The 9,513-nt window shown below is 69.4% G+C and carries 15 protein-coding genes and 1 pseudogene; 14 read left to right on the forward strand and 2 right to left on the reverse strand.

What is annotated here, in order from left to right; genetic code table 11:
• Positions 1-203 precede the first annotated feature (203 nt).
• A complete protein-coding gene (locus ACWD0Y_RS35095) occupies positions 204-1,295 on the reverse strand; it encodes a tyrosine-type recombinase/integrase (RefSeq protein WP_450264316.1) in 1,092 nt (363 codons plus the stop codon).
• A 608-nt stretch (positions 1,296-1,903) separates the two neighbouring features.
• The gene (locus ACWD0Y_RS35100; protein ID WP_450264317.1) at positions 1,904-2,263 is read right to left on the reverse strand and encodes a helix-turn-helix domain-containing protein; all 360 of its coding nucleotides are present in this window, start codon (positions 2,261-2,263) and stop codon (positions 1,904-1,906) included.
• 268 nt (positions 2,264-2,531) lie between these two features.
• Here ACWD0Y_RS35100 and ACWD0Y_RS35105 point away from each other — a divergent pair, with 268 nt between their 5' ends.
• From ACWD0Y_RS35105 to ACWD0Y_RS35170, 14 genes and pseudogenes are all read left to right on the forward strand, one after another.
• Positions 2,532-2,834: an XRE family transcriptional regulator gene (locus ACWD0Y_RS35105; RefSeq protein WP_450264318.1), complete on the forward strand. Its 303-nt coding sequence runs from the start codon at positions 2,532-2,534 to the stop codon at positions 2,832-2,834.
• On the forward strand, positions 2,818-3,072 hold the full coding sequence (locus ACWD0Y_RS35110) for a hypothetical protein (RefSeq protein ID WP_450264319.1): 255 nt from the start codon (positions 2,818-2,820) through the stop codon (positions 3,070-3,072). The genes ACWD0Y_RS35105 and ACWD0Y_RS35110 overlap by 17 nt, the downstream gene beginning before the upstream one ends.
• 88 nt (positions 3,073-3,160) lie before the next feature.
• Positions 3,161-3,520, forward strand: a complete 360-nt coding sequence (locus ACWD0Y_RS35115) for a hypothetical protein (RefSeq protein WP_450264320.1) — start codon at positions 3,161-3,163, stop codon at positions 3,518-3,520.
• Positions 3,517-4,197 carry a hypothetical protein gene (locus tag ACWD0Y_RS35120; RefSeq protein WP_450264321.1) on the forward strand — a complete coding sequence of 227 codons (681 nt, stop codon included), beginning with the start codon at positions 3,517-3,519 and terminating at the stop codon, positions 4,195-4,197. The genes ACWD0Y_RS35115 and ACWD0Y_RS35120 overlap by 4 nt, the downstream gene beginning before the upstream one ends.
• 69 nt (positions 4,198-4,266) lie before the next feature.
• On the forward strand, positions 4,267-4,647 hold the full coding sequence (locus ACWD0Y_RS35125; RefSeq protein ID WP_450264322.1) for a hypothetical protein: 381 nt from the start codon (positions 4,267-4,269) through the stop codon (positions 4,645-4,647).
• The gene (locus ACWD0Y_RS35130) at positions 4,644-5,234 is read left to right on the forward strand and encodes a hypothetical protein (RefSeq protein ID WP_450264323.1); all 591 of its coding nucleotides are present in this window, start codon (positions 4,644-4,646) and stop codon (positions 5,232-5,234) included. The genes ACWD0Y_RS35125 and ACWD0Y_RS35130 overlap by 4 nt, the downstream gene beginning before the upstream one ends.
• Positions 5,231-5,692: a hypothetical protein gene (locus tag ACWD0Y_RS35135; protein WP_450264324.1), complete on the forward strand. Its 462-nt coding sequence runs from the start codon at positions 5,231-5,233 to the stop codon at positions 5,690-5,692. The genes ACWD0Y_RS35130 and ACWD0Y_RS35135 overlap by 4 nt, the downstream gene beginning before the upstream one ends.
• Positions 5,692-6,615 (forward strand): hypothetical protein, encoded by a 924-nt coding sequence (locus ACWD0Y_RS35140; protein ID WP_450264325.1) that lies wholly within the window; start codon positions 5,692-5,694, stop codon positions 6,613-6,615. Before ACWD0Y_RS35135 ends, ACWD0Y_RS35140 begins: the two co-directional genes overlap by 1 nt.
• Positions 6,615-7,706, forward strand: coding sequence for a recombination directionality factor (locus tag ACWD0Y_RS35145; protein WP_450264326.1), 1,092 nt, complete (start codon positions 6,615-6,617; stop codon positions 7,704-7,706). The genes ACWD0Y_RS35140 and ACWD0Y_RS35145 overlap by 1 nt, the downstream gene beginning before the upstream one ends.
• Positions 7,703-8,431, forward strand: coding sequence for an exonuclease domain-containing protein (locus ACWD0Y_RS35150; protein ID WP_450264327.1), 729 nt, complete (start codon positions 7,703-7,705; stop codon positions 8,429-8,431). The genes ACWD0Y_RS35145 and ACWD0Y_RS35150 overlap by 4 nt, the downstream gene beginning before the upstream one ends.
• The gene (locus tag ACWD0Y_RS35155; protein WP_450264328.1) at positions 8,431-8,823 is read left to right on the forward strand and encodes a hypothetical protein; all 393 of its coding nucleotides are present in this window, start codon (positions 8,431-8,433) and stop codon (positions 8,821-8,823) included. The genes ACWD0Y_RS35150 and ACWD0Y_RS35155 overlap by 1 nt, the downstream gene beginning before the upstream one ends.
• Positions 8,820-9,017, forward strand: a complete 198-nt coding sequence (locus tag ACWD0Y_RS35160) for a hypothetical protein (protein WP_450264329.1) — start codon at positions 8,820-8,822, stop codon at positions 9,015-9,017. The genes ACWD0Y_RS35155 and ACWD0Y_RS35160 overlap by 4 nt, the downstream gene beginning before the upstream one ends.
• Positions 9,014-9,280 (forward strand): hypothetical protein, encoded by a 267-nt coding sequence (locus ACWD0Y_RS35165; RefSeq protein WP_450264330.1) that lies wholly within the window; start codon positions 9,014-9,016, stop codon positions 9,278-9,280. Before ACWD0Y_RS35160 ends, ACWD0Y_RS35165 begins: the two co-directional genes overlap by 4 nt.
• Positions 9,277-9,513 (forward strand): annotated as a pseudogene (locus ACWD0Y_RS35170) (hypothetical protein); the annotation flags it as partial. The gene ACWD0Y_RS35165 and the pseudogene ACWD0Y_RS35170, both read left to right, overlap by 4 nt.

Genomic DNA, 9,513 nt, shown 5'->3' on the forward strand with positions numbered 1-9,513 from the left:
GTGGGCGCGGACGGTTTCGAACCGCCGACATCTGCTTTGTAAGATCCCGTAGACCACCCCCCGAGAACTTCCGAGAGTTTCCGAGACCTTCCGAGAGCGGCGAAGCGATTCGCTGACCTGCGAAAACGAGAATCCCCGAGAGATTCCGAGACCTTTCGAGATGGGCATGTGGCGCCGATGTGGCGGCGTTGTGGCGGCGCCACTCACGACACCGCCCGCAGATGCCTCACGTGCGTCCCCGTGACCAGCGCGGCGCGCACCTGCTCCACGATCTCAGCGCCCTCGTGCTGGTACAGCCACGTCACCCGGCCGCCCCGCTCATGGCCCATGATGACTTGGCACTCCTTCTCCGGCACTCCCGCGTCCTTGAGCCTCGTCGCGAACGTGTGCCTGAGGTCATGGACCCGCGGCCAGTATTCGTTCCGCCCGGTCTCCTCGTTCTTCACCAGACGCGCCAGGCCGGCGGCCTTGATGGCGGGGATCCAGTGCCGCCGGAAGTTCGGCCGGGTGAGCGCGCCGCCAAGTGGGCCGCGGAATACGAGTTCCTCGGCGTGCATGTCCTCGCCGTCCCCGATCGGGGTCTCGGTGGTTGCTGGCTCCCACTTCGCCCACATCCTCTGCACCGCTTCGACGGCGGCCGGGGTGAGGGGGACGGTCCGGAATCCAGCGACGCTCTTGGGCGCCGACTTGCGCCGGATCTTGCCGCGGTCGTCGATGAGAACTTCCTTCACCTTCACCGTGGCGCTGCCGAGGTCCACGTTGCAGGCCCGCAGGCCCGTCGCTTCACCCCACCGCATGCCGGTCTCCTCGAGGAAGGTTACCAATGGGCGGTAGTACTCGGTGAGTTCCTGCCGGATCAAGTCGCACTGTGCGCGGGTCGGCGGGATCATGTCCGCCGGGTGCTTGGCCGGCGCCGCCGACACCTCGATGTCAAGGCACGGGTTCACAGGGATCCGCCGGTCGCGGAGCGCGGCAACCATCATCTGCCGCAGGAGCTCCAGGACCTTCTTCTGCGTGGCGTGGCCCTTGACGTCGTTGCTGATCCAGTCCTGGACCTGGATCCAGGTGACGGAGTTGAGCTTGCGCTTGCCCCACTTCGGCTTGACGTGCACCGTCCACGCACTGATCTTGCGGTTCCGGGTGGTGATGGACTTCGTCTTGACCGTCGGCCACCAGATCTCGTACCACTCCTCAACCGTGATCTTGCCTCGGTTGAGGTCCTGGTAGGTCCCCTCGCGGACCTGCGTGCGCACCTTGTCGAGGTGCGCCTCCGCCTCCTTCTTCGTTGGGAACATCGGGCCCTTCTGCCGGCCCTCGGGGTCGCGGTACCGGGCCTGCCACGATCCGGTGCAGTCCCGGACCGGACGGCGCTCGCTGTACTCGCCCGGGGGGAACGCCTCCAGGCATCGTGGGCAGCCGCACACCTTGGATGGCAACTGCCGAGGGTTCGTAGCCTTACGCGCCACGGTGACTCACCTGCTCGCTCCTTCGCTGCTGAGGGACGCGGGGCAGAAGCCGCACGGGCGCCCCGCAGAAACAGCGTGCACCGAAGAGGGGCTGCACTATGGCGAGTTGCTCAAGAATGGCCCGCACGATACGCAGCGATTCGCCGCGTGTTAGACCCTGAGGAACGCCGATCACTCGGGCAGTGGAATCCCACAGCACGAGGGAGTCCGGCGAGGCGTACTGAACACGAATGCACATCAGGGATCCCCCCGAAACGGCAGGCGACAGGGTGTCAGCCGCGGGGGAGGACGTCGGCCGTGCGCTCGACCGTACATCCTGTTAGGTGAATATGCGACCACTCTGCGTTGACGAACTGCCCACGACTTCACTGGGAGTGGTCGAGTCCATTTACGTGTGACTCGCGAGGGCGGCGGAGGGTTGTACGGCCGGCCGAAAGCTACGAGCGGTTGGCGTCGTTGAGCGCCCGCAACTCGATTTCCTTCATCTCCTGCTGCTCGGCGGTGAGGCCGCGGATGAGTTCCAGGATGCGCTGCTCGCGCTCAGGACTAAGCGGACCCGGCGCCTTGCGCGAGACGGCAGCGAAGAGTTCCGGCTCCGTAAACGTGGGGAACTCGTGGGCGATGGCGCGCAACGCATCGTCGCGGGGAGTGCGCTTGCGGTGCACCCAGGTGTTCACGGTGGACACGGAGACACCGATACGTCGCGCAATCTCGCTGTCAGAGACGTGGTACTGGTCCTTGAGACGGGCGAGCAGCTGCGCGAAGTCCTCGGGGTGGGGGTTCTCCTGGCTCTTCACATGGGTAAGGGTGCCCTCGCGTATCTACTTTTCGCAAGTAAAAGTAGAAGCATGGCGCGATCTAGTACAGCGCGTGACCTCCCCGCCACGCGCCGCTGATGCTGGCATATGCATCCACCATAGAACACGCGTTCGAGAAGTGCCGGGATCCCGGAAACCCTCGGAAAGTCTCGGCAGTTCTCGTTGACACCGCTGCGACTGCGACTGTAGAAATGTCGCAGCACCTCACACCGAGGAGCTCACCCGCATCAACCGCACGAGGTGCCCCATGCCGAAGCTGCTCCGCAAGGGCGAAGGCCAGCCAATACGCGACGAAATGACGCGCCAAGGGCTGACCCTCGACGAACTCGCCGAGAAGACCCGCAAGGTCGACCCGGACGGGCGCGGAGTCAGCCCGGCCACGATCGGCCGACTCACCGGCAAGGGACGCACCGCACGGGACCGCTGCGAACTGCACACAGCGTGGCTCATCACCGAAGGGCTCGACGCCCGGATCCACCGCCTGTTCAGCATGCCCACACATTCGACTGCGACTGTAGAAAGGTCAAGGGCTCATGCCGAAGAAGACTGATCGTCTCGCCCCCCTCCCGGCCGGACTCCTCCCCCTGCTGTCCCAGCCGCAGCTGGAGACCCGCTACGGCGTCTCCGACTGGCAGATCCGCCAGTGGATCAAGGCCGGGATGCCGGTGGAGCCGTACGCCGGCGGCGGTAAGCGCTTCGACCTCCAGAAGGTCGAGGCCTGGCACGCGGCAAACGACCCGGAGCACGACACCGAGGACGAGCCGCAGCTCGCCGGTGTCGGCGCCTGACTCCCCCACTACGCAAAGCGGGGCCGCCCGGACGGCCATCCGGAACGACCCCTCAGTGCACCTCATCCACACGAGAAACGAGGACACCGTGACCACAGAATCTACCTCCACCACTTCCACCGCGTACGCCCCGCACCGCTGGGAGCACATCACCCTGGCCGACCAGCGCGCCGCATTCACCCTGGGCGTCCGGCTGACCGAGCTCTACCCCGGCATCCCCGCGGCCTTCATCACCCTGTCGTACGTCACGCCGCGCCTCGTCGAGGTGCAGGCGATGGACTTCTCCGCGCTGGAGGCATGGCGGGCGGCGCTGGGTGTGCCGGCGTTGGAGGTTGTGGAGGGCAACTGCGCTCCGCAGCGTCAGCACCTGGAGTTCGGCGCCGAGGTCGACGGTGTCCGGGTCCGGGTGTACGCGATGGGCGACCTGGTTTCGCAGGTGTCGGCATGAACACCAAGGCCTTGAATCAGTTGGCGGATGTGATCTGCCGGGCGCAGACGTTGGACCGGACGCCGATGGGGATCGCGTTCGCGGTTCAGTCGGCGTGTCTGCTCCAGTCGCCGGAGTCGGCGGCCGAGCTGGCGCAGCTGCACACCGACCTGGACGGTGCTCGCCTCTCCTTGTGGGAGGAGGAGCAGTCCCTGGCCCGTGCCTATCTGGCGGCGCGGCTGGCCCGTGAGCGGGCGGCGGAGCTGCGGGAGGCGCTGGTCGACACGACGCACGCGCTGACGAAGCTGCGGGCAGGCGAGACCTCCGTGTCGCCGTGGCAGCGGGCGGTCGACGGGCTGAACGCCCTCGTCGACGCGGACGTCACCTTCCACGTCGAGCCGGACGGGCACATCTCCAACCCGTTCGGGGACGAGCACATCGAGTGGGACCGCGAGGCCGGCCGGTGGCGGCTCGTCCACGACGACGAGGACGCGCCGTTCTGCCGCCACGCGAGCCCGTACGGCCGCGCCTGTGACCTCGACGCCGGGCATGACGGCGACCACGGGATGAGCGACGGCGCGGGCGGCCACTTCGGGTGGCCCGCAGAGGAGCCGAAGCACGCGGCGCCGTGCCGGTGGCCGGCGTCCCCGGACTGCACCTGCGCCGACCGCCAGACCTCCGCGCAGGTGACGCCGTGATCTGGCTCCTCGCGCTCTCGTGCGCGTTCCTCGCCTTCTGGCTCCTCGAACTTGCCCTTGGAGGCACCGATGCCCGCTGACCCGCGTATGCCCGTTGATGGGCCGTACCGCATCTATGTCGACGCGACGCCGACCGGCGCGACGCTCGACATGTCGCCCTACCTCACCGCGGTGCTGCTGAACCTCGCGGCCGTCGCCGAGGAGGACGGCGAGGGGCTCCTCGCGGACCTCGTGAACCTGGCCGAACTGGCCCGGTCGGCGGCGGCGCAGGGCATCGACTCCCACGCCACGCATGAGCGGGACGCCCGGGTCGCTGACCTCCTCGCCGAAGTGGCCGACGACGGCAAGGTCCCGGTGTACGGGCAGCAGGTGCTGCGCCTCGCGGAGCGTCTGCGGGTGCTGGCTGCGCCCAAGGCGGTCCCGTCGCAGCGTGAAGCGGGTGCCGCGTGAGCGCCCGCGACGAGCGGCGCGAGCGGTACGCGGCGGCGGTCTTGAAGGTCAAGAACCTTGCTGGCCTCTTCGCCGACGTACGGGCGTATGTCGACCCCGTATTGGCCGTGGCTGATGCGGAGCTGGCGGCCCGCCCGTCCCGCGCCGAGGTGCTGCGCGAGGCACAGAGCGAAGTCGTCGAGTACCTGGTCAAGAAGGCGCGGGAGTACCGCAGCACCGGCAGTCAGCAACACGCCATGCAGGCAGACGCCATCGAGACGATGGCGTCGAAGATCCAACGCGGCGCTGTGCGCCTGTTCCTCGCCGCCGAGCAGGAGAAGGACACGGCCCCGGCCGCGACGTCCACTCCCCAGCCCGACGCCGACCGGCTCGCCCATCTCCGCAACGCCGTACGCGACTACCAAGGCGAGTGGACCACCCGCCGCGTCCAGCACCTCTACCACGCAGCCGGATACGGCGGCCAGTACCGCCACCAGGCCCGCGAAGACCTCGCCCACCTCCACGCACACGGCCTTCTGGTCCTGCACGACGAGGACCCCGGCCGCCGCTTCTACACCCTCAACACCTGGAAGGGCGGCCAGCGATGACCGGACCCGAGCACTTCCGCGAGGCCGAGCGCCTCGCCAAGCAGGCCCACCACTTCACCTACGGCGACGGCGCAGACCCGGTCGTCGGGCACGCACTCGCCGCCGAGGCGCAGGTGTACGCAACGCTCGCTCTCGCCGTCGCGCAGGCGTCGGCCGCCCCCGCCGTGGAGCTGGAGACAGAGCCTGCGGTCGCGTACGTCTACCGGGCCGCGTGGGGCATGACCCCGCTCGGCACGTACACGAACCCGGCCGCCGCCCGGACGCACTGCATGGCCGACGCGACCAACCACGAAGCGGACCCTTCGGCCGCCCTGTCCTTCGACTGGCTCGGCGACGAGTCCGAGCCCGATGACCCGTACGAGCTCGTCATCACCCGCGACGGCGACGAGCAGCCCACGGACTACACCGTCACCCGCATCACCGTCGCCACCGAGTACGACCCGGAGGCTGACGCCTGATGACGAACACCGCGCTGGCCGGGGCGAGCACCGCCCCGGCCGCCGGCCGCAGGCGCAAGCCCCCGGCCCCCACACCCACCGGACCCGACCGCATCCCCCAGCCCTCACAAGGCTGGTACCGCGACAAGGTCACCGGCGACAAACTCCGCCGCGTCACCACGATCCTCTCCCAGGGCTCCACCAAGGGCGACGTCCTCTCCATCTGGGCCGCGAACCTCGTCGCCGAGACCGCCATCGCCAACCTGCCCGCTCTCGTCGCCGCATCCCGCAGCGCCGAGCAGCGCACGCAGATGTACGACTGGCTGCGCCGCGCACCGCTCCGTAAGAAGGACGAGCGCGCCGACATCGGCTCCGCCGTCCACCGAATCATCGAGGCCCGCGTCCTCGGCGAGCCCATCCCTGCCGACCTGGTCGACAACCCGGAGATGGCCCCGTACCTGCGGCACTTCCTCCAGTTCGTCGAGGACTGGCAGGTCACCTTCGAAGCCTCCGAGATGGTCGTCGGCAACCGCACCGCCGGATACGCCGGAACCCTCGACTACCTGCTTCGCTCCCCGCTCATCGCCGCCGAGTTCGAAATCCCGGCGGACACCGTCCTGATGGGCGACACGAAGACCGGCGGTGAGCTGGACGTCAAGGGCGTCTATCCCGAGGCCGCGTTGCAGATGTCGGCGTACCGCAAGGCCGAGGTCGCGTGGCTGCGGGACGGGTCCACCGTCCCCATGCCGGCCACGCACTCCACCGGGGTCGTCCTGCACCTGCGCCCTGAGGGCTACCGGGTGATCCCGGTTGCCTGCGGTGACGACGTGTTCGCCGCGTTCCGCATCGTCCAGCAGGCCGCGGACTGGGTGTCCGGCCTGTCCAAGACCGTCGTCGGCAGTGCCCTCGCCCTGCCCCACACCACTGAAGAGAGGGCCGCCTGATGCCCATCATCGACCTCCAGCGCCGCATGCGGCAGCTCGGCGAAATCCGTATCGGGCACGTCGTGTCCGGCGTGTCCAAGAAGGGCAACGCGTACACCAGCCCCGCGAAGCTGAACCACTTCCGCTTCACATCCCCGTCCCGCGAGATCCTCACCGGCGTCGCCAACCTGTACGGCGGCGAGGTCAAGCCCTGGACCCCGGCCAACGGCGGCCCGAGCGAGTTCGAGGTCTACTCCAAGGCCAACCGGCTCCCGGTCCTCATCCCGCCGCAGAACGCCGTGTCCCAGTGGTACGAACTGTACGCCGGATCGAAGTGCCAGCGCCGCTGCGACGGCGTCACCGAGCACAAGCGGGACCGGCCGTGCCTCTGCGACCCGGACAACCGCGAGTGCAAGATCACGACCCGCGTCAACGTAATGCTCCGCGACGTGCCCGCCCTTGGCCAGTGGCTCCTCATCACCAAGGGGTACTACGCCGCGACCGAGCTGCCGCCCGCCGCCGAGCTGCTGGCGCAGGCCGGCGGATACGTCGCCGGGTGGCTCGGCATGGAAGAGAAGCTCGTCCAGCGTGACGAGGGCCCGGCTCGTTTCATGGTCCCCACCCTGGACGTCGAGATCACCCCGGCCGCCCTGATGGCCGGGCAGATCACCGGCGCCCCGGCGGTCGCGTCCGGCCCGGAACGGGTCGCCATCACCGGCGGACGCCCGGACTACGCCGTGCTCGCCGCGGCCGCCGCAACGCCGGAAGCGGTCGGCGAGCTGTGGACCAAGGCCGTTCAGGCGGCGCACATGGATCCGGAGCTGGAGAAGGTTCTGACCGCCCGCGCCGCTGAACTCAAGGCGCCCGCCCCGCCCACACCTACTACGCCCACGACAACCGAGGGCGAGGTGGTGCACGACGCCGAGGTCGTCGATGACGACGACGTCGAGGACTTGTGGTTCCGCATCATCGCTGCGGCCGGCGTCCACGGCATGACCACCAACGAGGTGGAGGAGGAGTTCGCCAAGGCCAACGGCGGCCAGCTCCCGGCCACCGCGAACGCCACGGCGCTCCGGACTTTCCTGGCCACGCTGAAGGGTGGCCGCTCATGAGCTGGCACCTCGGCCGCCTGTGCGGTTTCGACCTGGAAACCACCGGCACCGACGTCGAGCAGGACCGCATCGTCACCGCCTGCGTCGTCGAGGTCGGCGGCGACCAGCCCGTCCAGAGCGGCAACTGGCTTGCCGACCCCGGAATCGACATCCCCGACGGGGCGGCCAAGGTCCACGGCATCACCACCGAGCACGCCCGCGCCGCCGGACAACCCGCACGCGAGGCCGTAGAGGAGGTCGTCGCCGCGCTCGCGCAGGTCGTACTCCTCGGCACGCCGCTCGTCATCATGAACGCCGCCTACGACCTGACGCTCCTCGACCGCGAGGCGCGCAGGCACGGCGTCCAGCCCCTGACGGACATCGTCGGCGACGAGCTGATCGTCATCGACCCCCGCGTCCTCGACAAGCAGATCAGCCGCCGCAAGGGCGGCCGCACCCTCACGAACCTGTGCCAGCACTACGACGTTCGCCTCGACGGCGCGCACAGCGCCGACGCCGACGCGATCGCCGCGTGCCGGGTGGCGTGGCGGATCGGCGTCCGGAACGCCCAGCTCCGTGAGACGCCGGTGCACGAGCTGCACAGGCAGCAAGTCGCGTGGGCGAAGGAGCAGGGCGAGTCACTCGCGGCGTACTTCCGCCGCACGCCCGGCAAGGAGTCGTGGGCCGACGGCGTACGCACCGAGTGGCCGCTCATCCCCCGCCAGCAGAACGGAGATGACCGCTGATGTTCACCACCAAGAACCGCCGCATCACCGACCTGGAGCAGCGCGTCGCCCGCCTCGTCGAGGAGCGCGACGACGCCCGTACGGCGGCCGCCGTACACCTCGTCGCGTCCGTCCGCACCGCAGGGCGCAACACCCACCTCGACGACCGGCTCGACCTCTGCCGCAACAGCCTGGCAGTGACCACCCTCAGCCACACCCGGACGCTGCGGCGCCTGCGCCGGGCCGTCCGCGCCTGCGCCCGCTACCGCCACGAACTCGCAGCGCAGGCCCGGCGCATCCGCTCCCTGGAGGGACAGCTCGACGACCTCCTCGGCCTCAACAACCCGACCATCCTCGACGGCGCCCACTGGCAGGACCGCCGTACGGACAAGCCGCGCGGGGTGAAGCCGTGAAGCTCCGCATCCCCTCCGTGATCCGGCCCCGCGGCCGCCACCGCGCCACCCCGGCCTTCACCGACGTCGAGCCCGGCACCCGCTGGCTCGTCTGCGACAGCACCCGATGCGCCCACCTCACCCGCACCCACCTCCCGCTCCCGGACGGCACCTGGCAGTGCACCGGCTGCAACCACATCAAGGGGGAGCAGTGACCACGCCACTCAGCTACGCCCAGCACGGACGGACCTACACCTACACCCGCCTCGGCTGCCGCTGCGAGAAGTGCCGCGAGGTCAACCGGATCGCGTGCGCTGAACGCCGCGCCGCGTACCGCAGCAACCCCGTACTCGCCGACATGGCCGGGCACGGCAAGCGCAGCACCTACTCCAACCACGGATGCCGCTGCAAGGAGTGCAAGGCCGCGCACGCCGCCGCGCACCGGGCGTACAACGCCAGGAAGCGGGCCGCGAAGTGAGCACCCTGTCCCTGTTCGACCAGACCCCCGCGGTCCCCGCCCCGGCTCCGGCCGGGGCGGGCCCCCGCCCCCTCGTCATCGGCCTCGACCTCTCCCTCACCTGCACCGGCATCGCAGGCGTCGGCTGGACCGACATCGTCCGCACCAAGCTCCGCGGCGACGCCCGGCTCCACCACCTCCTCCTCACCATCGGCAGCTTCATCAAGGCCGCCGACATGGTGGTCATGGAGGGC

The sequence above is a fragment of the Streptomyces altiplanensis genome (assembly GCF_053591575.1).

Excerpts from the sequence above, each read along its gene's own strand:
- ACWD0Y_RS35150 (WP_450264327.1), top strand. The coding sequence starts at position 7,703 with ATGAGCTGGCACCTCGGCCGCCTGTGCGGTTTCGACCTGGAAACCACC.
- ACWD0Y_RS35145 (WP_450264326.1), top strand. The coding sequence starts at position 6,615 with ATGCCCATCATCGACCTCCAGCGCCGCATGCGGCAGCTCGGCGAAATC.
- ACWD0Y_RS35140 (WP_450264325.1), top strand. The coding sequence starts at position 5,692 with ATGACGAACACCGCGCTGGCCGGGGCGAGCACCGCCCCGGCCGCCGGC.
- ACWD0Y_RS35105 (WP_450264318.1), top strand. The coding sequence starts at position 2,532 with ATGCCGAAGCTGCTCCGCAAGGGCGAAGGCCAGCCAATACGCGACGAA.
- ACWD0Y_RS35135 (WP_450264324.1), top strand. The coding sequence starts at position 5,231 with ATGACCGGACCCGAGCACTTCCGCGAGGCCGAGCGCCTCGCCAAGCAG.
- ACWD0Y_RS35110 (WP_450264319.1), top strand. The coding sequence starts at position 2,818 with ATGCCGAAGAAGACTGATCGTCTCGCCCCCCTCCCGGCCGGACTCCTC.
- ACWD0Y_RS35125 (WP_450264322.1), top strand. The coding sequence starts at position 4,267 with ATGCCCGCTGACCCGCGTATGCCCGTTGATGGGCCGTACCGCATCTAT.
- ACWD0Y_RS35095 (WP_450264316.1), bottom strand. The coding sequence starts at position 1,295 with ATGTTCCCAACGAAGAAGGAGGCGGAGGCGCACCTCGACAAGGTGCGC.
- ACWD0Y_RS35155 (WP_450264328.1), top strand. The coding sequence starts at position 8,431 with ATGTTCACCACCAAGAACCGCCGCATCACCGACCTGGAGCAGCGCGTC.
- ACWD0Y_RS35120 (WP_450264321.1), top strand. The coding sequence starts at position 3,517 with ATGAACACCAAGGCCTTGAATCAGTTGGCGGATGTGATCTGCCGGGCG.